Origin of the sequence: Alloalcanivorax sp. C16-2 (assembly GCF_046507615.1) — a bacterium.
GTDB lineage: Bacteria > Pseudomonadota > Gammaproteobacteria > Pseudomonadales > Alcanivoracaceae > Alloalcanivorax > Alloalcanivorax marinus_A.
The window spans coordinates 92,984-115,000 of record NZ_JBKFTL010000006.1 but is presented as its reverse complement, the minus strand read 5'-3'; the positions used below and the strand labels follow the sequence as shown (position 1 = coordinate 115,000).

At 67.4% G+C, this 22,017-nt stretch carries 18 protein-coding genes; 10 read left to right on the top strand and 8 right to left on the bottom strand.

The features are described from left to right. Positions 1-192: 192 nt before the first annotated feature. Positions 193-789: an outer membrane beta-barrel protein gene (locus ACLD02_RS18445; protein ID WP_203105672.1), complete on the bottom strand. Its 597-nt coding sequence runs from the start codon at positions 787-789 to the stop codon at positions 193-195. A 212-nt stretch (positions 790-1,001) separates the two neighbouring features. Here ACLD02_RS18445 and ACLD02_RS18440 point away from each other — a divergent pair, with 212 nt between their 5' ends. The 5 genes from ACLD02_RS18440 to ACLD02_RS18420 all read left to right on the top strand — a co-directional run bounded on the left by ACLD02_RS18440 (position 1,002) and on the right by ACLD02_RS18420 (position 7,599). Continuing rightward, positions 1,002-3,554 (top strand): heavy metal translocating P-type ATPase, encoded by a 2,553-nt coding sequence (locus ACLD02_RS18440; protein ID WP_410299381.1) that lies wholly within the window; start codon positions 1,002-1,004, stop codon positions 3,552-3,554. Next, entirely contained in the window at positions 3,551-3,913 is a 363-nt protein-coding gene (locus ACLD02_RS18435; protein WP_203105670.1) for a cupredoxin domain-containing protein, read from the top strand. The genes ACLD02_RS18440 and ACLD02_RS18435 overlap by 4 nt, the downstream gene beginning before the upstream one ends. Before the next feature lie 23 nt (positions 3,914-3,936). Continuing rightward, on the top strand, positions 3,937-4,362 hold the full coding sequence (locus ACLD02_RS18430; RefSeq protein WP_410299380.1) for a DUF411 domain-containing protein: 426 nt from the start codon (positions 3,937-3,939) through the stop codon (positions 4,360-4,362). 235 nt (positions 4,363-4,597) lie between these two features. Beyond that, a complete protein-coding gene (locus ACLD02_RS18425) occupies positions 4,598-6,892 on the top strand; it encodes a catecholate siderophore receptor Fiu (protein ID WP_203105668.1) in 2,295 nt (764 codons plus the stop codon). 11 nt (positions 6,893-6,903) lie between these two features. Next, a complete protein-coding gene (locus tag ACLD02_RS18420) occupies positions 6,904-7,599 on the top strand; it encodes a Fe2+-dependent dioxygenase (RefSeq protein WP_410299379.1) in 696 nt (231 codons plus the stop codon). 52 nt (positions 7,600-7,651) lie between these two features. Here the strand turns inward: ACLD02_RS18420 and ACLD02_RS18415 are convergent, their stop codons facing one another. Next, positions 7,652-9,409, bottom strand: coding sequence for a hypothetical protein (locus ACLD02_RS18415; RefSeq protein ID WP_410299378.1), 1,758 nt, complete (start codon positions 9,407-9,409; stop codon positions 7,652-7,654). Between the two features lie 330 nt (positions 9,410-9,739). Here ACLD02_RS18415 and ACLD02_RS18410 point away from each other — a divergent pair, with 330 nt between their 5' ends. Then, positions 9,740-10,339, top strand: coding sequence for a LysE family translocator (locus ACLD02_RS18410; RefSeq protein ID WP_203105666.1), 600 nt, complete (start codon positions 9,740-9,742; stop codon positions 10,337-10,339). A gap of 13 nt (positions 10,340-10,352) precedes the next feature. On the opposite strand, the gene ACLD02_RS18405 is transcribed toward ACLD02_RS18410, so the two are convergent. From ACLD02_RS18405 to ACLD02_RS18395, 3 genes are all read right to left on the bottom strand, one after another. After that, complete coding sequence (locus ACLD02_RS18405; RefSeq protein WP_410299377.1) at positions 10,353-11,555, bottom strand: class I SAM-dependent rRNA methyltransferase; 1,203 nt, start codon at positions 11,553-11,555, stop codon at positions 10,353-10,355. A gap of 61 nt (positions 11,556-11,616) precedes the next feature. Next, positions 11,617-12,378: a lipopolysaccharide kinase InaA family protein gene (locus ACLD02_RS18400; RefSeq protein ID WP_410299376.1), complete on the bottom strand. Its 762-nt coding sequence runs from the start codon at positions 12,376-12,378 to the stop codon at positions 11,617-11,619. Beyond that, on the bottom strand, positions 12,375-12,593 hold the full coding sequence (locus ACLD02_RS18395; protein WP_410299375.1) for a DUF1653 domain-containing protein: 219 nt from the start codon (positions 12,591-12,593) through the stop codon (positions 12,375-12,377). Before ACLD02_RS18395 ends, ACLD02_RS18400 begins: the two co-directional genes overlap by 4 nt. Before the next feature lie 168 nt (positions 12,594-12,761). Here ACLD02_RS18395 and ACLD02_RS18390 point away from each other — a divergent pair, with 168 nt between their 5' ends. Further along, positions 12,762-13,988: an MFS transporter gene (locus tag ACLD02_RS18390; protein ID WP_410299374.1), complete on the top strand. Its 1,227-nt coding sequence runs from the start codon at positions 12,762-12,764 to the stop codon at positions 13,986-13,988. Here the strand turns inward: ACLD02_RS18390 and alkA are convergent. Beyond that, on the bottom strand, positions 13,949-15,412 hold the full coding sequence (alkA, locus tag ACLD02_RS18385) for a DNA-3-methyladenine glycosylase 2 (protein WP_410299373.1): 1,464 nt from the start codon (positions 15,410-15,412) through the stop codon (positions 13,949-13,951). The genes ACLD02_RS18390 and alkA overlap by 40 nt on opposite strands. Positions 15,413-15,478: 66 nt before the next feature. Further along, positions 15,479-16,114 (bottom strand): TetR/AcrR family transcriptional regulator, encoded by a 636-nt coding sequence (locus ACLD02_RS18380; protein ID WP_203105661.1) that lies wholly within the window; start codon positions 16,112-16,114, stop codon positions 15,479-15,481. Positions 16,115-16,250: 136 nt separating this feature from the next. Here ACLD02_RS18380 and ACLD02_RS18375 point away from each other — a divergent pair, with 136 nt between their 5' ends. After that, a complete protein-coding gene (locus tag ACLD02_RS18375; RefSeq protein ID WP_203105660.1) occupies positions 16,251-17,357 on the top strand; it encodes an efflux RND transporter periplasmic adaptor subunit in 1,107 nt (368 codons plus the stop codon). Between the two features lie 3 nt (positions 17,358-17,360). Then, positions 17,361-20,417, top strand: coding sequence for an efflux RND transporter permease subunit (locus ACLD02_RS18370; RefSeq protein WP_410299372.1), 3,057 nt, complete (start codon positions 17,361-17,363; stop codon positions 20,415-20,417). Here the strand turns inward: ACLD02_RS18370 and ACLD02_RS18365 are convergent. Continuing rightward, positions 20,398-21,045 (bottom strand): hypothetical protein, encoded by a 648-nt coding sequence (locus ACLD02_RS18365; protein ID WP_203105658.1) that lies wholly within the window; start codon positions 21,043-21,045, stop codon positions 20,398-20,400. The genes ACLD02_RS18370 and ACLD02_RS18365 overlap by 20 nt on opposite strands. 159 nt (positions 21,046-21,204) lie before the next feature. Here ACLD02_RS18365 and ACLD02_RS18360 point away from each other — a divergent pair, with 159 nt between their 5' ends. Further along, positions 21,205-21,966 (top strand): TSUP family transporter, encoded by a 762-nt coding sequence (locus ACLD02_RS18360; protein WP_203105657.1) that lies wholly within the window; start codon positions 21,205-21,207, stop codon positions 21,964-21,966. Positions 21,967-22,017 lie beyond the last annotated feature (51 nt).

Sequence of the window (22,017 nt, the reverse complement as noted above, 5' to 3'; positions counted from 1 at the left end):
TTTTGGCAGGGATGCCAAAAACGGGAGCGCCCAGGGACGGCTTGAGCGATCCCGGAAGGCACCCACACAGATCCGCGCCCCGGATAGAGACCGCCCGCATCGATGCCCCGCCAAAGCGCGATGAACCAAAAAAAGCCGGCGGGCTGGGAGCCACGCCGGCATTCTCGGGGGGGAGACGAGAAGCGAATACGCTTAGAAGTTGTAACGACCGAACAGACCGAGATTGTCGGAATCGTCGGTGAAGCTTACCCGGGCGCCCACATCCCAAGCCTGGGTCAGATGCACCAGCCCCTGGCCGTAAACACCGAAGTTGCCATCATAGATGTCCTCGTAGAGGGCACCGCCAGCCAGCTCCAGGCTCTCGGTGGTGCGATGACGCAGGCCGCCACGCACCGCGTAGCCCCATTCGGAATCATCGAAATCGTTGTCATCGCGGATCACGTCGGCGGTACCGACCAGATCCAGGTTACGCTGCAGCGGCGTATGGAAGCCGACACCCGCGTAGGCGCGGTTACCGTCCACGTCATCGCTGCCCGGGCTATCGTAGTCGCCGTCATAGAAACTCAGACCGCCACGCAGAAAGACATGCTCGTCCAGGGCGAAGGCGCCTTCGCCGGTAATCACATCCACATCCGGGCCATGGTCATAGTCCCACTGATCATAGCCGAACTGGCCATAGCTGTAGGAAAAACCGTTATCCCGCACCGGGGTGGTGCTTTGCGCGTGGGCACCGAGGCTGGCCAGAGTGCCGGCGGCAATGGCGGATGCAATCAGGGTCTTCTTCAACATTTCCGTGTCCTCGCTCATGTTAGCGGCTCAAAACGTGGGCCTATACTCGCTCCCCAAGGATTGCCACGCCAGGGACTGAATCGCGCTACGCGCCGCTTTTATAAAAGTTTTCATTGTCGCCCTATTTCCAGGGGACCGTATTTGACCTGGGGGTTACCCCGAGGTTGGATACTGGGCAACATCCGCCGAACCAACGGCCAAGGAGGTAAATCATGAGCCGGCAAACCCTTCCCATTCAGGGCGCCACCTGCCAGCACTGCGTGAAGAGCATCCACAAGGCGCTGGAGCCCCTGAACGGTGTCAGCGCCGTGAGCGTGGACCTGCAAAACCAGACCGTCACCGTGGACGGCGACGCCGACCGGGGCGCGCTGCGCGCCGCGCTGGCCGAGGCCGGTTACGCCGCCGACGAGGACGACGATCCCGGGCCAGCGCCGCCGGCCAACGACGATCCGACAGGCGGTGACGCCAATGGCGCGCCACCGAAAAGCGACGCACCCGCCAGCGAACCGCGCGACCTTTCCCTGGCGGTGACCGGCGCCCACTGCGCCTCCTGCGTGCGCACCATCGAGAGCGCTCTGCAAAGCGTACCCGGCGTCGACACGGCGAGCATGAACCTGGCCAACCACACCGCCCGGGTGAGTGGCTCCGCCGACCCGGACGCCCTGGTGCGGGCGGTGCAAAACGCCGGTTATGACGCCACTCCGGTGCGCGACCCGGCCCGCGCCGAGGATGACCGCGAGGAGCAGGAACACCGGCTTTACCGCAAGCTGGTGCGCCAGACCACCGTGGCCCTGGCGGTGGGCGTGCCCGTCATGCTGTGGGGCTGGTTCGGCGGCACCATGACCGTGCAAGCCGGTGGCGCCAGCCAGTGGGGGTGGGGCGTGGTCTCGGTGATCACCTTCCTGATACTGGCTCTGCCCGGGCGGCATTTCTTCGTCGGCGCCTGGAAGGCGTTCCGACACCACAACGCCAACATGGACACCCTGATCGCGGTGGGCACCGGCGCCGCCTGGGGCTATTCCACCCTGGTGGTGATCGCCCCCAACCTGCTGCCGGAGATGGCCCGCCACGTCTACTTCGAGGCCAGCCCGATGATCATCGGCCTGGTGAACCTGGGCCTGGCCCTGGAGCTGCGTGCCCGGGGCAAGACCGGCGCCGCCGTGAAGCGGCTGCTCAACCTGGGCGCCAAGACCGCCCGCCGCCTGGACGACGACGGCGAGCACGACGTGCCGGTGGAGGACATCCGCGTGGACGACCGGCTGCGCGTGCGCCCCGGTGAAACCATCGCCGTGGACGGCGAGGTGCTGGAAGGCGACAGCGAGGTGGACCAGTCCATGCTCACCGGCGAGCCCATGCCGGTGGTGAAAAGCGAGGGCGACACCGTGGCCGCCGGTACCCTGAACGGCAGCGGCACCCTGGTGTACCGCGCCACCCGGGTGGGCGCCGACACCGCCCTGGCTCGCATCATCGATCTGGTCAAGAAGGCCCAGGGCGCCAAGCCGCCCATCGGCCGGCTGGCGGACACCGTGGCCAGCGTGTTCGTGCCCACCATTCTGTTGATCGCCGTGGCCACCGCGCTGATCTGGTACAACTTCGGCCCGCAGCCGGTGGCCGCCTACATGGTGGTGGCCTCGGTGACCGTGCTGATCATCGCCTGCCCCTGCGCCCTGGGCCTGGCCACGCCCATGTCGGTGATGGTGGCGGTGGGCAAGGCGGCGGAGTCCGGCATCCTGATCCGCCAGGACGCCGCCCTGCAGACCGCCGCCGAGTTGGACACCGTGGTGCTCGACAAGACCGGCACCATCACCGAGGGCCGGCCTTCCGTGACCCGGGTGATCGCCGCCGAAGGTCAGGATGAGGACACCGTGCTGCGCCTGGCGGCCGGCCTGGAGGCCGGCTCCGAGCACCCGCTGGCGCGGGCGATCCTGGACGCCGCCGAGGAACGCGGCCTGAAAACAGCGCCGGTGAGCGACTTCCGCGCCCTCAACGGCAAGGGCGTCAGCGCCCGCCAGGACGACACCCTGCTGCGCCTGGGCAACCGCCGCTGGCTGGAACAGGAAGGCATCCGTCTGGGTCTGGAGGACGAGGCCCGGCAGCTCAGTGACGAGGCCGCCACGCCCCTGTTCCTGACCCGCGACGACACCGTCATCGGCGTGCTCGGAGTGGCCGACCGCATCAAGGCGGACGCCGCCGAGGCCATCGCCCGGCTGCGCGACCGGGACGTGCGGGTGGTGATGATCACCGGCGACATCCAGGCCACCGCCGACGCCATCGCCAAGCAGGCCGGCGTCGACGAGGTGCTCGCCGAGGTGCTGCCCGAGGACAAGGCCCGCGAAGTGGAAAAACTGCAGAAGGAAGGCCGCAAGGTGGCCATGGTCGGCGACGGCATCAACGACGCCCCGGCCCTGGCCCAGGCGGACGTGGGCTTCGCCATCGGCACCGGCACCGACGTGGCCATCGAGTCCGCCTCCATCACCCTGATGAGTGGCTCCCTGCACGGTGTCGCCGACGCCATGGCGATTTCCCGGGCCACCCTGCGCAACATCAAACAGAACCTGTTCGGCGCTTTTGTTTACAACACGCTGGGCGTGCCGGTGGCCGCCGGCCTGCTCTACCCCTTCACCGGCTGGCTGCTCAGCCCGGTAATCGCCGGCGCCGCCATGTCGCTGAGTTCGGTGACCGTGGTCAGCAACGCCAACCGGCTGCGTTTCTTCAAACCCCGCGGTCATCACGGCCCGCGCGCCAAAACGGGAGATCATTCATGAGCCTGTTGATCAATGTGACCGGTCTGGCGCTGATGGCCCTGATCGTATGGTGGTTCTGGCTGTCCTCCAAGGGCCGCCCGGCGAAACGGGCGGAAGGTGGCGCCATCGACATCGTCGTGAGCGACGGCGTTTACGAACCCTCGGTGATCGAAACCAATGCCGGAGAGACCCTGACGCTGCGTTTTGAGCGGCGCGACCCCAGCCCCTGCGCCGAGCAGGTGATCTTCCACAAACTGGACGTCAGCGAGACCCTGCCGGTGGGCGAGAAGACCACCGTCACCCTGACGCCGGAAAACCCGGGTACCTACCGATTCACCTGCCAGATGCAGATGTATCAGGGCACCCTGATCGTTCACTAAAGAAGGGAAAAAAGGAGACTTTCATGACCCGTCTGATGATCGCCGCCGGCCTGCTGCTGACCAGTACCCTGGCCGCCGCCGGCAGCCTGCAAGTCTACAAATCACCGAGCTGCGGCTGCTGCACCGCCTGGGCGGAGCACATGCGCGACAACGGCTTCGAAGTGGAGGTCCACAACACCCAGAACCTGCAATCCATCAAGGAGAAAGCGGGCCTGAAACCGGGCATGGGCTCCTGCCACACCGCCTTCATCGACGGCTACGCCATCGAGGGCCACGTGCCCGCCGAGGACGTGAAGCGGCTGCTGGAGGAACGCCCGGACGCCCACGGCCTCACCGTGCCGGGCATGCCGGCGGGCTCCCCGGGCATGGAAATGGGCGACCGTCGCGACGCCTACAAGGTCTTCCTCTACGGGGACCAGGGCGTGCGGGTGTTCTCCGAACATCCCTAGCTTCGCCGAACCCGCCGCGCCGGTCCTTCTGGGTCTTTTTTTAAACGCTATTGCACCTCATTCCTATTCGCAATAGCATGCGACCGACCCGGCCCATCGGGGGCCGGGGCAGGTTTCGCTGATCTTCCGCCAGCCATGCAAAGCCCGCCAGCCTGGTTCACGCGAGCCTGAATCGCGCCGTCGTCCGGCCTGCTCCGCGACGGTCCCGGATACGCAGTGAACTGGAAACCGACCCATGGCCTATATAACCCGCCGCAAACGCCCGGTGGCACGCACCGCTTTTTCCCAGAGCATGACCCTGGGCACCGCCGTCCTCACCGGCCTGATGGCCTCTTCCGCGGGCGCCGCCGGACTACGCGACGAATCCAACAACAGCGCCTACACCCTCGATGAAGTCTCGGTGCAATCGCCGAACACCGGCGATTACAAGAGTGATCGCCTGGCGACCCCTAAATTCACCCAGCCGGTTTCGGAAACGCCGCGCACCATTCAGGTCATCAACAAGCAACTGATCCGCGATCAGCAGACCACCACCCTCACCGAGGCGTTGCGCAACAGCCCCGGCGTCGGCACCTTCTACGCCGGCGAGAACGGTGCCAGCACCACCGGCGATTCGGTGTACATGCGCGGCTTCGACAGTTCCAGTTCGATTTTCGTGGATGGCGTCCGCGATCTGGGATCGATCTCCAGGGACACCTTCAACACCGAGCAGGTGGAGGTAATCAAGGGCCCCGCCGGCGCGGACTATGGCCGCACCGCCCCCACCGGCTCCATCAACATGGCCACCAAACAGGCCTTCATGGGTGACCTGAACGCCGGCTCACTCACCGGCGGTACCGATGGCCAGAAGCGGGTGACGCTGGATCTCAACCGCCAGCTCGGCGACAACCTGGCCGGGCGTCTTAACCTGATGGGCCAGGACAGCGACGTGGCCGGCCGCGACACCGTCAACAACAGCCGCTGGGGGATCGCCCCGGCCCTGACCCTGGACCTCGACGATCGCGGCCGGCTGGCGTTTAATTTTCTCCATATCACCCAGAACAACGTGCCCGACGGCGGCGTCTCCACCGTCGGCCTGCCCGGCTATACCACGCCGGACCCGGCCTATCCGCAAATCAGCAACGCCCCCAAGGTGGACAGCGAGAATTTCTATGGCGCCGAATCCGACCACGACGACGTGGACGTGGATATGGCCACGGTCCTGTTCGAGTATGATCTGAGCGACGACACCCGGTTTCACAACACCCTGCGCTGGGGCCGCACCCACCAGGACTACCGGCTGACCGCGATCATGGCGGTGAACGCCAACGGCTCCACCGACCCGGCGGATTGGACGGTCCGGCGCCTGCCCAATTTGAAGGACCAGACCAACACCATCCTCACCAACCAGACCGGCCTGGTCACGGCGCTGGACACCGGGCCGGTGTCGCACACCCTGTCCTACGGCGTGGAGGTGACCCGCGAGGAAATCGAGACCTCCGGCCTGGCCCGCCCCACCGTGCCCGACGCCTCGCTCTATGATCCGAACGACAACTTCTACTACGGCGCCACCAAGGACGGCAGCGGCGGCGAAGGCACCACCGACACCGTGGCCGGCTATCTGTTCGACACCCTGACGTTCGGCGAACACTGGCAACTGAACGGTGGCGTCCGTCTGGACCGCTACAAGGCGGACTACCAAAGCACCTCCGCCTGCACCGGCGGCGGCCGCGACCCGGCGGCCTGTTCCGGCCAGGCGGTGGGCACCGTGGTGCCGTCCGTGGACAGCGACAGCAGTGATACCCTGTTCAACTGGAAGGCCGGAGTGCTGCACAAGACCACTCCGTGGCTGAACCTGTACGCCGACTACGCGGTATCCCACCAACCCCCGGGCGGCGAAAACCTGCAACTCAGCGACAGCGACCGCAGCGCCGACAACAGCGACTACGATCCCCAGAAAGCCCGCACCGCCGAAGTGGGCGCCAAATGGAAACTGGCCCATAACCAGCTTCTGCTGACCACCGCCCTGTACCGCACCGAAGTCAGCGACCTGATCGAACAGGACCCCACGGACGGCAACTACTACCAGACCGGCGAAAAACGGGTGCAGGGGGTGGAAGTCTCCGTGGTCGGCAACCTGACGCCCAACTGGAACCTGAGCGCCGGCTACACCACCATGAACGCCACCGTCGAGGAAGGTTCGGCTCAGGCTCAGGACGGCGGCAGCCGGCTGACCTACACCCCCAAGCACGCCTTCACCAGCTGGACCACCTACCGGCTGCCGTTCGACCTTACCGTGGGCGCCGGCGCGCGCTACACCGGCGGTCTGAAACGAGGCCGCGACGGCGCCGTGGGCACCCCGGACCATACCGAGGGCTACTGGGTGGCGGACGCCATGGCCCGCTATCCGTTGAACCGCAACGTGGACCTGCAGCTTAATGTGTATAACCTCTTCGACGAGGAATACGTGGCCGCCATCAACAAGAGTGGCTACCGTTATACGCCGGGCACGCCGCGCACCGCGTTGCTGTCCGTGAATCTGCACTATTGATGTAGTCGACTATGCTGCTGCACGTACCCGAGGTGTTCGGCGCCGAGGAAGTCAGGGAGATCCGCCGGGCGCTGGAAACCAGCGACCAATGGGTGGACGGTCGTGAAACGGTGGGCGCCCAGGGCGCCGCCGTGAAACACAACCAGCAACTGGCGGAGAACGCGCCGTTACGGCGACAACTGGCCGAACGGGTGCTGGCGGCGCTGGCGCGCCACCCGCTGTTCTTCGCCGCCGCCCTGCCGGTGGAGATCCTGACGCCACGTTTCAACCGCTATCAGGGCGGCGGCACCTACGGCATGCATGTGGACGGGGCGGTGATGCGGCTGCCCGGCCACGGCGGCTTCCCCGGCAAGCAGCTGCGCACGGACCTGTCCTGCACGCTGTTTTTGTGCGAGCCGGAGGAATACGAAGGTGGTGAGCTGATCGTCGCCGACACCTACGGAGAACACGAGGTCAAACTGCCGGCCGGCGACCTGATCCTGTACCCGGCGTCCAGCCTGCATCAGGTGCAGCCGGTCACCCGGGGAGCCCGGCTGGCCTCGTTCTTCTGGGTGCAGAGCATGATCCGCGACGACGCCCGCCGCACCCTGCTGTTCGACATGGACACCGCCATCACCCGCCTCAAGCAAACCGGCGGCGATGAAACGGCGGTGCTGCAACTGACCGGCGCCTACCACAACCTGCTGCGCCAGTGGTCGGAAACCTGAAAAGCAGGGCCTCCAAGGAGGCCCTGCTGTTTTGGGGGGATGACAATGCCGGTCAGTTGGTGGTGGTGCGGCTGAGCAGAAACTCCACCAGGGCGTCGCGACCGTTCTGGTCGTCGCCATTGTCGAGGTTGCCCGGGAAGTAGAACGGGTGCGGCGCGTTCTCGCCACGGGCCGGGTCGAGCAAGGCTTCGAGCCCGGCAGCCGGGGTATCCAGACCCACCGAGCCATCATGCAGGTAGTTCAGCTTGGTGTTCAGACCCAGCAGCAAGGGCTTGGCCTGGCCGCGTTGTTCGCCGCGCACACTGGCGTCCAGTACCACCACGGAATCGTCGTAGGACGGCGCCGGGCCGGCGGTGCTGTTCTGAATCGGCGTCAGGCCGTTGGCGGAGCGGTCCAGGATCACATCCGGCATGCCGTAGGCCCGGTACAGGGTGTCGATGGCGATGATGCGGTTCTCCACCGGCTCGTTGGGGTTGGCGGTGTGGCAGCCGGCACAGCCGGCGCCGCCCTCCCCGCGGGCGGTGGTGAACAGATCCTGGCCCTGGCTGACGAGCTGGTCGTCCAGGCCGTCCGGCGCCGGCGGCGCGGCCAGTTGATCGGTGTAGGCGGTCAGCGCGTCCAGCTTGTCCTGGCTGACGCGGCGGCCCACCGGACCGGCGGCGCTACCGGCGGCCAGATCGTCCCGGGCCACGTCCACCAAGGGCAGCACGTCCGAGGCGGCCATGCCGTCCGGAATCACCCCGGTGTCGCGCAGCACCGCTTCATAGCGGTCGGCGATTTCGTCGCCCACTGGCCCGGCCAGCACGTTCAGGAAGGCGCGGCCATCGGCGGTGAGCAGGCTGGTGGGATCCAGAGCCACGGTGTAGACCAGATTGTTGAAATCCTCCAGTTCCGCGAAGGCGCCACTTTGCCCCCAGGGCGCGGCCAGGTCGGTGCGGAAGAACGGCGGGATGTAGGTGGCGTTGCCGATGCCGTCCGGCGTGGCGTCGAAGGAGGTGCTGCCGTAGTAGCGTTTTTCCTCCTCGCCGTCCACGAAAGTGCCGGTCAGATAGGTGCGGGCGGCGGCGGTGGCGTCGGCGACGGTACCGCCGGAGGCGATGCCGGCGAAGTCGCCCTTGCCGATGGTGGCGCCGTTAAGAGCGTCGAACCGCAGTTGCAGCAGCGGCAGGTAGGCGAGCGGGTTGTCGGCGGCGGCGAAGATGGCGCCCACGTCCAGGCCGCCGGCGATCACGCCGTCGGTTTCCGCGCCCACGGAGCCCGGGCCCACCATGCCCGCCGGCACCACGGAGCCGTCGGTCTTGGCGTGGCACAGGGCGCAGGTCACCCCCACCTTGTCGCCGCCGGCGATGTCCAGGGAATCCATGCCGTTGTAGTCCGCGTCGCTCCCCAGGGGCTTGCGGTCACCGTTTTCATCGAAGGGCACCACGCCGATCACCGCGCCCTCGTTGATCAGCAACAGGGTGACGGCGGGGCTGCCCAGGGCGGTATCTTCCGGCGGAGTGCCGTTGCCCACCTGCTCCAGGGCGTCCAACAGGGCCTGGGCGGTGCCGTCGCTGAGCGCGCCCACGTTGACGTTCAGGCCCAGCCCCAGGGCTTGCAACGGCGTGACGCCGGCGCCGGCGATGCCCTGGGGCAATTGCATGGCGTCGGTCCAGAAGCGCTGGTTGCCGAAGGTTTCATAGCGGAACACGGTCTGGCCCTGCACCGCCGGGTCCGGAGCCTGCATCACCGGGTCGTCGTCATCGTCGTCGCCCCCGCAACCGCTCAACAGCACGGCGGCGGCCATGAGTGCGCTAAGCAGGGTCGGCATGAGTGCTGGGCGCCGGGGCATTCCGGCACGGTCTCTGGCTGGCCCTTGAGGCTGGCTGTACATGATTATTCTCCTGATTTGGTCGGCGGTCGTTCCCGTTCATGTGGAACCCGCGACCGACGCTGCACGCGCCGGAGTGAGCCCCGGGTCAAGGACCCGGCGGTTTTCGTCAAGGCCCCGTGAGCGGCCGTCACGGGGTCCCGCCGGGCCGCCGCGAACTGCTTTGCGGACAGCCACTTAGCGGCGGCGAACCGTTTGGTGTTTTTATGTAAGCGTTGACGGGAACGGCGCCCTGGCGTGCAATGCCCGCTTCCTGAACGGACGAACGACATGCTTGCGATCGAGGACTGGTTACTGCTGGCCGGGGTGTGTGCCCTGGGGGCGATGACGCCAGGCGCCAGCCTGGCGGTGGTGTTGCACCATACCCTGCACGGCTCGGCACCGGCCGGGGTGCGCGCCGGTCTGGCCCACGCCCTGGGCATCGGCGTTTACGCCGCCGCCACCGTGGCCGGCCTGGCGGTGGTGCTGCACCGCTTCCCGTCCCTGGAAACCGGCATCCGACTGGCCGGCTCGCTGTTCCTGCTGTGGCTGGCCTGGAAGAGCTGGCGTGGCGCCGGCGAGGCGCCGGCCTCCGCCCCGGAGGACCGAGGTCGCCCCGCCCGGGACGGCTTCCTGATCGCCTTTCTCAACCCCAAGGTGGCACTGTTCTTTCTGGCGTTGTTCAGCCAGTTCATCGATGCCGGCATGAGCACCGCCGCCCGGGTGCAGGTGGCGGCCACGGCGGTGGTCATCGACGGCGCCTGGTATTCCCTGGTGGCGCTGCTGCTGGCCCGGGGGCCGGTGCTCGCCGCCCTGCGCCGGCATCACGTCCGCGTGGAGCGGGCCACGGCCCTGGTGCTGGCCCTGGTCGCCGTCGTCGTCTGGGTGTAGGAGCGGCCGGGAATCAGAAGCGGAACAGCAACCGCCCGAACCAACTCTTCAGATACGCGGTTTCCGGCATCGCCGGCTGGATCGGATGGTCCGACCCCTGGCCTTCCTGACCAATGATCTGTAGGGCGCGGTCGATGTGGCGAGCGGAGGCACGCACCACGTCCAGCAGCTTGTCCGCCGGCAGGTGCATGGAGCAGGAGGCGGACACCAGATAGCCACCGGGCTTCACCAGCCGCACCGCCAGCTCGTTGATGGCATGGTAACCGGCCAGGCCGTTCTTGAAGTCCTTTCGACGCTTGATGAAGGCGGGCGGATCGAGGATCACCAGGTCGAATTTCTCGCCGTCGGCGATAAGCTCCTTCATGGCGGTCTGGGCGTCCCCTTCCAGGGTACGCAGGCGATCGCCGACGCCGTTCAGTTCCGCGTTGCGGTGCATGAAATCCAGCGCCAGGGCGGAGCTGTCCACGCCGGTGACCTCGCGGGCGCCGGCCAGGGCCGCCTGTACGCCCCAGCCACCACAGTAGGCGAACACGTCCAGCACCCGGGCGCCCTTGGCCAGCGGCGCCATGCGCGCGCGGGCGGCACGGTGGTCGAAGAACCAGCCGGTCTTCTGGCCGTCTCGCAGGGGCGCCACGAAATGGCCACCGTTCTCGTGCAGATGCACTTCCTCGGGCACCTCGCCCTTGAGCGCCTTGGTGTAGAGCGGCAGGGCTTCCAGCTCGCGCACGCCGGCCTCGTTGCGCACCACGATATTGGCCGGGTTGATGACCGCGTCCAGCGCGGAGGCCACCGTCTCCAGGTGCGCCTCCATGCCAGCGGTGCCGGCCTGCATCACCAGGGTATCGCGGTAGCGGTCCACCACCAGGCCGGGCAGGCCATCGGCCTCGCCGTGGATCAGCCGATAGCCGGGCTCGGCAAACAGGGTCTCGCGCAGGGCCAGGGCCTGCTCGATGCGTTTCTTGAAGAAACTGCGGCTGGGCTCCTGCTCCGGGTCGCGGCTGTAGAGCCGGCCCACGATCAGGGAATGGGGGCTGAGCAGCGCCCGGCCCAGGGATTTGCCACGGGCATCCTGGACCAGGGCGGCGGCACCGGCGGGCAGATCCTTTACCGGGGTTTCGCCGCTGTCCACCTCGTTGGCGTAGATCCAGTCGTGGCCGGCCTTGAGGCGGCGTTCTTCATTCTTCCGCAGGCGCAGGACGGGTATTGCTTGGGACATGGCGGTGGGCTCGCGCAAAACGGGCATCTTAGGCCCTGCCCGATTGCTTTGCATCCTTGAATCAGCGGCAACCGTCGAAGTAGTGCTCGATCCTGGCGATTTCCCTCTTGCTGGCCGGGGTCAGCCGGTCAAGCCTCTTGTAACGCAAATAGAAGCGCAGCCGGTCGGTACGGCTCAGGTGTTCGCGCCCGAGCTTATCCAGGCACGCCAGATCCTTGACCCGGCGACGCGTCAGAAACGGTCCACGCCAGCGGCGCCCGGCCGGGCAATCGAAGAAGTAAACACGAGGCCCGCCGTTCTCTTTCACCAGCAGGTTCCGCCACTTCATATCACCATGGCAAAAGCGGTCGGCGTGCATCCGCGCCAAGGCATCGGCGACCTGACGCCCCACCGCGCATAGCCAGTCCCGCTGCCGCAGCCGGGGGTCGCCGTCCACCGCCAGGCGGGCCAGATCGGTGCTGCCCGGTACCTCCCGCGTGACCAGAACACCACGCCGGAAACGGCCCCGGCGACGCTCCACGCCAAACACCACCGGCTCAGGCACCGGTAAGCCCAAACGCTGAAAATAAAGCAGGTTACGCCACTCCCCAGCCACCCGGGGCGTGCCAATCCAGTCGTGGAGGTGGCCGCCACCGCGTTGGTAGGTCTTGATAAAATAACCCTCATCGCTCTGGCGGCTATAAACCACGCGGCTCAGGCTGCTGCTGGCCACCAAACGGGACTCCAGGCTTTCCAGCGCCTGCCAGTCAGGGAACAGCGACCGGCAATTCCGATCAACCCACCAGCCACCGGACGAGCGCCTCAACGCCGCCGGCTCGCTCACTGTTCATCCAGCCATCGAAATCGTGGTTGCTCAACGCCATCGCGGAACACCGTTTCCTGGAACTGAGCCAGGGGACGCACCCACAACCCACCTTCTCCGTACAGGGGACGATAGACCACCAGGTGGTCACCGGTTTCCGAGTGCGTGGCCGTGCCCAACACCTGATAATCATTGCCTTTAAAGTGCCGATAACGGCCTGGACGGGGGGTTTCCATCGACATTACTCCTGAAACACGAACCTTGGCATTATAACCACCCAGGACCGGGAAGACCGGCCCGCAACCCCCTGAATTCCCCCCTGCATACCTATCGGTATGCCCGATAACACCGGCGGAGTACACTGAGCCGAGCCGTCATAACACCAACAACATACCGGGGTTTCCATGCGTTTCTTTCAACGGCGCCCGCCGTTCTTCCTGATGGTGACCACCGGGGCCCTGTGCACCGTGGTGCTGCTGGTATTCGCCCGGCTCAGCTATGGCCTGGTGCTGCCGGCCATGCGCGAGGGCCTGGACCTGAGCTACCAGCAGGCCGCCAACCTGAGCACCGCCAACGCCCTGGGTTATCTGCTGCTGGTGATGGTGGCCGGGGTGTTCGCCGCGCGCTTTGGCGGCAAGACCGCCATCCTGATCGGGCTGGTACTGGTGATCGCCGGTTTCCTGGGGCTCAGCCGCGCCAGCGACTACCCCCTGCTGATCGTATTGATGGTGGTACTGGGCACCGGCACCGCCTTCGGCTATACCCCGTTGATTTCCTTGCTGGCCAACACCTATCCGCACCGGCGCGGAGCGGTGATCGGCTTCACCAACAGCGGCGTGGGCATTGGCATGCTGCTGGCCGGCGCCCTGGTGCCGGCGCTCACCGAGGCCGCCGCCGGCGACGGCTGGCGTCGGGTATGGCTGCTGTTCGCCGCCGGCGGCGTGGCGGTGACGGTGCTGGTGGCCCTGTTCCTGCGCAATCCGCCCCGGCCCCTGGCGCCGGACACCGCCAGCGCGCTGGGCGAGCCGGACGAGCCTGTTTTTCGCAATCCTCATGTGATCGTGGTGGGGCTGATCTACGGCGTACTGGGGCTTACCTTCATCGTCCAGACCACCTTTATGTACAGCTTCGCCCTGGACGCGGGCACGCCGCCGATCACCGCCGGGCATCTGGTCTCCACGATGGGGATGTTGTCGATTTTCGCCGGGCCCGCCTGGGGCTGGCTGGCCGACCGGCTCGGCTACGCCAGCGGTCTGATGCTGTCCATGGGCCTGTCCCTGGTGGCCACCCTGGTTCCGGTGATCCACCCGGGCAGTTGGGCGTTCGGCGTTCACTTCGTGCTGATCGGGCTGTGCGCGGCGGGCATGTTCTCCACCGTGCTGGCGGCGGCCACGGAAACCGTGCCGGCCCACCGGGCGCCGGTGGCGGTGAGTTTCGTGACCCTGTTCTACGCCGTGGGGCAGTTGCTGGGGCCGGCCCTGGCCGGGCCACTGATCGAATGGCGCGACGGCTTCCGGCTGGTGTTCGCGTTCAGTTGCCTGGTGATGGCGGCGGGGGTGGCGCTGAGCGCCTACAGCCGCCGCCATCAGCGCTACCGCCCGGCGCCACCGGTGGCCTGCGAGGCGGACTGATCCGCCAGCCGCTGCCACAAATGCAACACCGCGTAGGCCCGCCAGGGCCGCCAGCCCTCGGCGCGCCGCCGGGCCCGCGCCGGTGAGCGTTCATTCAGCGCCTTGAGCACGCCGTAATCCGAGGCCGGGAAGGCATCCGGCCAGGACAGGGCACGCAGGGCCAGGTACTGGGCGGTCCAGTCGCCGATGCCGGGCAGCGCCCGCAGCCGTTCCAGGGTGGCATCCACCGGCGCCCCCGGTGCCAGCACCAGGCCGCCGTCGGCGCAGGCCCGGGCCAGAGCCTGAATGGCGCCCACCCGGGCACGCAGGATACCCAGCTTGCCGAGCGCTTCCGGGTCGGCGTCCGCCACCGTGGCCGCCTCCGGGAAGGTGTGGGTCAGTTCCGGGAAGGGCGTGTCCAGGGGCTCACCCAGGCGAGACGCCACCCGGCCGGCCAGGGTCTGGGCGGCGCGCACCGTGATTTGCTGGCCGAGCACCGCGCGCACCGCCGCCTCGAAACCGTCGAAGGCACCCGGCACGCGCAGCCCCGGCCACCCCTGGGCCAGCTCGCCCAGGGCCCCGGCCACTTCCTCCGGCTGGCAATCCAGATCGAACAACCACCGCAGACGGGTCAGAACCTCCGGCACCACCGCCGCCAGGGAGGCGGACAGGGTTACCCGTAACTGGTCCTTGCCCGCCACCGGGGTCACCGCCAGCCAGCCCCGGTGCAGGCGCTCCCCGCGACGCAACGCCACGGTGCGCCGGTAAACATCACCGTCAAGGTGTTCGACCCCGGCAATGGCCCGCTGGCCGAGGAAATCAGCCAGCGGCGCCCAGGGATAAGGCGGCCGGTAGGCGAGCAGGAAAGTCAGGGTATCGGTGGGCCGCGCGCCCCGGCGGCGCAGGCTGGAGGGCTTGAGCCGGTAGCGCTGCTGGAACAACGCATTGAAGCGGCGCAGGCTGCCAAAGCCGGCGGCCAGGGCCACCTCGGTCACCGGCAGACGGGTGTCGGTAAGCAATTGCTTCGCCAGCAGGAGCCGCCGGGTCTGGGCGTAGGCCACCGGCGTAACGCCGTACTGGTCCCGGAACACACGCCGCAGGTGGCGATCGGTGACGCCCAGTTCGACGGCCAGGGCCGCCAGCCCGCCCTCGTCCAGGGGCCCGGCTTCCAGCCGCGCCGCCGCCGCCCGCGCCAGCCGGCCACGGGCGTCCACGCTGGCGTGGCCGGGGGCCAGTTCCGGGCGGCAGCGCAGACAAGGACGGTAACCGTGCGCCTCGGCGGCGGCGGCACTGGGGTAGAAACGGCAGTTTTCCCGGCGCGGCACCCGGGCCGGGCACACCGGCCGGCAGTACACGCCGGTGGAGGTGACGGCCACGAAGAAGTGGCCGTCAAAGCGGGGGTCCCGGGCGCTCAGGGCGCGGTAGCGGACATCGTCATCGAACATGAGCCGATGATACCCCCGGAGCGAACCACGGCACTCGCCGTTTTCGGACCCCGGGGCCCGCCGGGCCTAGGGAGCGTAGCCGCGCAGGAAAACGCGCACCACCTCGCGCACATGGGCCTCGGTCTCGGCCTGCCCCGGCGGCGGCGCGCAACCAATCAGCACCTGCATGTGCCGGCAGCTTTGCAGCATGCCGAAGAACAGCTCGGCGGCGCCCCAGGGGTCGTCCAGGACCACCAGTCCCCGCTCCCGGGCGGCGATCAGCAAGCGCTCCATGTCCTTGAGGGTGCGCTCCGGCCCCACCTCGAAGAACAGCCGGGCCATCTCCGGGTCCTGGCTGGCCAGACTGTTCATCAGCCGTTCCAGGCCAATGGCTTCCTCGCTGTTGATCAGTTCCATGAAGGCATGGCCGATGCGCTCCAGCACCCGGGGCAGAGCGTCATCGCTCTCCAGGGAAAAGATGGGAACGGGCATCAGGCCCTGGCACTTGGCCTCCACGGCGGCGGCGAACAGCGTCGCCTTATCGGAGAAGTGGCTGTAGACGGTGAGCTTGGAGACTCCCGCTTCGGCGGCCACGGCATCCATGCTGGTCCCCGAGAAACCCTGGGCGAGGAACAGGGCTTTGGCGGCATCCAGAATCGCCTGGCGTTTGGCCGGGTCCTTGGGCCGGCCGCGCAGGCCAGTCTGGGGGTCATTATCGGACATGTCGCTCCAAATGGCCTTCCAAATACTGGACCAGTAAGTTCAATAAAATTACTATACCGGCGAGTATAGCATTGCCGATGCGCTAACCGACGCTTTTTTTACGTGATTCCACAATAACGCTCCGAGGGTCCACGCCATGTTCCGTCCTCTCTTGCTTGCCTTGACGCCGCTGGCCTTGACGCTGGCCGCCTGCTCCCCGGCGGAGCCCCAGGGCGAGGTGAAGCCACGCCCGGCCCTGGTGGTGCAGCCGGAAGGCGCCGACACCCTGATGGATATTTTTCCCGGTGAGGTGCGCGCCCGCTTTGAGCCGGAGCTGGCGTTTCGCATCGGCGGCAAGATCAGCCGGCGGCTGGTGACCGTGGGGGACCGGGTCGAGCAGGGCCAGCCCCTGGCGGAGCTGAACGCCGAGGACGTGGGCCTGGAGCTGGATGCCGCCCGCGCCCGGCTGGCCTCCGCCCGCGCCGACCACCGGCTGGCCGCCAGCGAGCTGGAACGCTACCGGCCGCTGGTGGAGCGCGGCGTGGTGAGCCGCTCCCAGTTCGACAGCGTGGAAAGCCGCTTCCAGGCCGCCGAAGCCCAGCTCAAACAGGCCCGGGCGCAGATGGACGTGGCCCGTAACCAGGCCGGCTACGCGGTCCTTGAAGCCCCGGATAACGGCGTCATCGCCCGACGGCTGGCGGAGGCCGGCCAGGTGGTGGCCGCTGGCCAGACCGTGTTCGTGCTGGCGGTGGACGGCGACCGGGAGGTGCGCATCGACCTGCCGGAACAGGACATCGACCGTTTCCAGGTGGGCGACGAGGTGGCCATCGAACTGTGGTCCCGACCCGGCGACACCTTCCCAGGCCATATTCGTGAGCTGGCGCCGTCGGCGGACCCGGCGTCGCGCACCTTCGAGGCAAGGGTCGCCTTCGACAACGACGAAGTCGGCGCCGATCTGGGCCAGAGCGCCCGCGTGCTGGTGCACGGCGGTAACGGCGAGGCGCTCAGCCTGCCGCTGTCGGCGGTCACCGCCGACGACGGCGACGCCTATGTGTGGGTGGTGAACCCGGACGACCTGACCCTGACCAAAACCCCGGTGCAAACCGGCGCCTACCACGCCGAGCGGGTGCCGGTGCTGGCCGGCCTGGCCATGGACGCCTGGGTGGTGGCCGCCGGCACTCAGGTGCTGCGCGAGGGGCAGACGGTGCAGCCGGTGGACCGGCAAAACCGGCCGCTGCATCTGAACGGCACGGACGGGGAGTAAGCCATGCGCTTCAACCTTTCCGAATGGGCACTGCGCAACCGCACCCTGGTGCTGTACGCCATGATCGTGCTGGGTGCCCTGGGCGTCCTGTCCTATTCCCAGCTCGGACAAAGCGAGGACCCGCCCTTCACCTTCAAGGTGATGGTGGTGAACACGGTCTGGCCCGGGGCCAGCGCCAAGGAAGTATCGCGGCAGGTCACCGAACGCATCGAGAAGAAGCTGATGGAAACCGGGGATTACGACCGCATCACCTCGTTTTCCCGGCCGGGCCAGTCCCAGGTGCTGTTCATGGCCCGCGACGACATGCACTCCCGGGACATTCCCGACCTCTGGTACCAGGTGCGCAAAAAGGTGGGCGACATCCGCCATACCCTGCCCCAGGGCATTCAGGGGCCGTTCTTCAATGACGAGTTCGGCACCACCTTCGGCAATATCTACGCCCTCACCGGCCCGGGCTTCGACTATGCCCTGATGAAGGACTACGCCGACCGTATCCAACTGGCTCTGCAGCGCGTGGAAGACGTGGGCAAGGTGGAGCTGGTGGGCCTGCAGGACGAAAAGGTGTGGGTGGAAATCTCCAACACCAAGCTGGCCTCCCTGGGCATTCCCATGGGCGCGGTGCAGCAGGCGCTGCAATCCCAGAACACGGTGGCCGAGGCGGGCTTCTTCGAGACCCCCAGCGACCGGGTGCGGCTGCGGGTGAGCGGCCAGTTCGAATCCGTGGATGAAATCCGCCGCTTCCCGATCCGCGCCGAGGGCCGCACCCTGCGCCTGGGCGACATCGCCGACGTCTACCGGGGCTTTAGCGACCCGCCCCAGCCGCGCATGCGCTTCATGGGCGAGGACGCCATCGGCATCGCCGTGTCCATGAAGGAAGGCGGCGACATCCTCGCCCTGGGCGAGCACCTGGACGGGGAGTTCAAGCGGCTGCAGGAAACCCTGCCCGCCGGCCTGGAGCTGCGCAAGGTGTCCGACCAGCCGGCGGCGGTGGAACACGGCGTGGGCGAGTTCGTGCAGGTGCTGATCGAGGCGCTGGTGATCGTGCTGCTGGTGAGCTTCTTCTCCCTGGGCGCGCGCACCGGCCTGGTGGTGGCACTGTCGATTCCGCTGGTGCTGGCGATGACCTTCGCGCTGATGAATTACTTCGACATCGGCCTGCACAAGATTTCCCTGGGCGCCCTGGTGCTGGCCCTGGGCCTGATGGTGGACGACGCCATCATCGCCGTGGAGATGATGGCGATCAAAATGGAACAGGGGCTCAGCCGCATCAAGGCGGCGGGCTTCGCCTGGACCAGTACCGCCTTCCCGATGCTCACCGGTACCCTGATCACCGCCGCCGGCTTTCTGCCCATCGCCACGGCGCAGTCCGGCACCGGCGAGTACACCCGCTCGATCTTCCAGGTGGTGACCCTGTCGTTGCTGGTGTCCTGGATCACGGCGGTGGTGTTCGTGCCCTACCTGGGCGACAAGCTGCTGCCCAACCTGGCACGCCGCGACGACAGCGGCCAGGTGCATGACCCTTACCAGAAACCTTTCTATCAGCGCTTCCGGCGGCTGGTGCTGTGGTGCGTGCGGTACCGCAAGACGGTGATCGTTTCCACGGTGCTGATCTTCCTCGGCGCGGTGGCGTTGTTCCGGCTGGTACCGCAGCAGTTCTTCCCGCCTTCGGCGCGGCTGGAGCTGATGGTGGACCTGAAGCTCCACGAGGGCGCCTCTCTGGCGGCCACCGAGGAGCAGGCCCGACGTCTGGAGAAGATGATCGCCGGTAACGACAAGATCGAGAATTACGTGGCCTACATCGGCTCCGGGTCGCCGCGCTTCTACCTGCCACTGGACCAGCAACTGCCAGCGGCCAGCTTCGCCCAGTTCGTGGTGCTGACCCGCGATATCCAGGAGCGCGAGGAAGTACGCGCCTGGCTGATCGACACCCTGCACGATCAATTCCCGACCCTGCGCAGCCGGGTATCGCGGCTGGAGAACGGCCCGCCGGTGGGCTACCCGATCCAGTTCCGGGTGTCCGGCGAGCACATTCCCGAGGTGCGCGCCATCGCCCGCTCGGTGGCCGCCAAGGTGCGCGAGAATCCGGAGGTCACCAATGTGCACCTGGACTGGGAGGAACCCAGCAAGGTGGTTCGCCTGAACATCGACCAGGCCCGCGCCCGGGCGCTGGGCGTGAACAGCGCCGACCTGTCCCGGGCCCTGCAGAGCTCCCTGTCCGGCGTGGTGGTGAGCCAGTACCGGGAAGACAACGAGCTGATCGACGTGGAAGTGCGCGGCGACCGCCGCGAGCGCCATGCGCTGGGCCAGCTCGGCAACCTGGCGGTGCAGACCGAATCCGGCCGCAGCGTGCCGCTCAATCAGGTGGCGACCCTGGAATACGGCTTCGAGGAAGGGGTGATCTGGCACCGTAACAGGCTGCCCACCATCACCGTGCGCGCCGACATCTACGGCGACGAGCAGCCCGCCACCCTGGTGCAGCGGATCTGGCCGGACCTGGCCGGTATCCGCGACAACCTGCCGCCGGGCTATCTGCTGGAAGTCGGCGGCACGGTGGAGGAATCCGCCCGGGGCCAGGCCTCGGTGAACGCCGGCATGCCGCTGTTCATCCTGGTGGTGGTAACGCTGCTGATGCTGCAACTGCGCAGTTTCTCGCTGGCCACCATGGTGTTCCTCACCGCGCCCCTGGGGTTGATCGGGGTGACCGTGTTCCTGCTTCTGTTCGGCGAACCGTTCGGCTTCGTGGCGATGCTCGGTACCATCGCCCTGGCCGGCATGATCATGCGCAACTCGGTGATCCTGGTGGACCAGATCGAGCAGGACATCGAACAGGGACATAGCCAGTGGGATGCGATCATCGATTCCACGGTACGCCGCTTCCGCCCCATCGCTCTCACCGCCCTGACCGCGGTGCTGGCGATGATTCCGCTGTCGCGCAGCGACTTCTTCGGGCCCATGGCGGTGGCGATCATGGGCGGGCTGATCGTGGCCACGGCGTTGACGTTGCTGTTCCTGCCGGCGCTGTACGCGGCCTGGTTCCGGGTCAAGGAGCCCGCTCGATGAAGCGCGTGCCGTCCACCAGGGCCTGCAGATCACCGAACGCGCGGGTTTCGCTGAACGGCGCCTCCCGGGGCGGGTCATACACCTGGCCGTTGCTGCCCTGCACCACCAGATCGATGGCGTAGCACACGCCACGGTGCACGGCCCGGTAGGCGTGCACCTTGCGATAGTGGTTCATGGCGGCATCACCGCCCTGGAAGGTGGTGAAGATAACGCCATCCAAGTGGGCCTCGCCGACGCTGCCACGCCGCGCCCAGGGATCGGGCTCGGTGCAGGTGGCCAGGGCCGCCTCGTCGCGGCTGGCGCCCAGGCGCAACTCGCCAGCGCGGATTTCATCCGAGCCCTTCAGCCGCAATACCAATAAGGCCGCGCCCGGAGCGTCCGGGCCCGCGCCCAGCCGCCAGCCTCCCTCGTCGAAGTAATCATCGCGGTCCTTGCTGCGCTCCGCCTCTTCCTTCGGGTAGCTCAGCGCGATGCCATAATCCAGATTCTCATATCGAGCCTGGGGCGCGCCGGACGCCACGGCGGTGCTACGCGCGCCGCTATTACCCGGGGCAGCCTTGCCCAGGGGCGACGAGTCACAACCGCTCAGAGCGACCAGCGCCGCCAGCAAGACGGTGCAGTAACGCATGGGTCCTCCTTGATGTTTCCCTCCTATTTGACCGCATACGGGCCCCGACCGCGCCCCGGACACTTCACGGATTTACAGTCTTTAACGGCCAGCGGCGCTCTTCCACCCCCCCTGGCGCCGGAGTAGAGTGAGCGCCGCGACCAACGGCGGGGAACGGGCTTGGAACTGGAACTGACAACGCTGTTCATGCTCGGCGGCCTGGCGCTGCTGGCCGGCTTCATCGACACCCTGGCCGGCGGCGGCGGGCTGCTCACCCTGCCCGGCCTGCTGTTGGCCGGGCTGCCGCCGGTGCAGGCCCTGGCCACCAACAAGCTGCAGGGCACCTTCGGTTCCGGCATGGCCACCTTCACCTTGCTGCGTTTGCGGCGGTTCTCGCCGGCGGCGGTACGCCGGCCGTTTCTCTGGGCACTGGTGGGCAGCGCCGCCGGCACGGTGCTGGTACAGGTGGTGCACACCGATGCCCTGGAGATTCTGGTGCCGGTGGTGCTGGCGATCATCGCCCTGTATTTCCTGCTCACGCCCGGCGCGGGCCGGGTGGAACGGGCTCCGCGTCTGGGCGCAGCCCTCTACGAACGCACGGTGGTGCCGGCGATCGGCTTCTACGACGGTTTTTTCGGCCCCGGCACCGGCTCCTTCTTCTCCCTGGCGGAGGTGGCCCTGCGCGGCCGCGAGCTGATCACCGCCACCGCCCACGCCAAGGCCTTCAATTTCGCCAGCAACATCGCCTCGCTGGTGCTGTTCGTGATCGGCGGCAAGGTGTTGTGGCTGGTGGGTGGCACCATGATTCTCGGCCAGCTCACCGGCGCCTGGCTCGGCGCCCACGCCGTTTTGCGCGGCGGCCAGCGGCTGATCCGGCCGCTGATCGTGCTGATGTGCCTGGCGATGATTGGCCGTTACCTGTACGCCACCGTGGCGGGCTGAGCGCCCTGGCGGTTGACCCGGAGCCCCGTCGCTCTACAGTATTTCAAAACA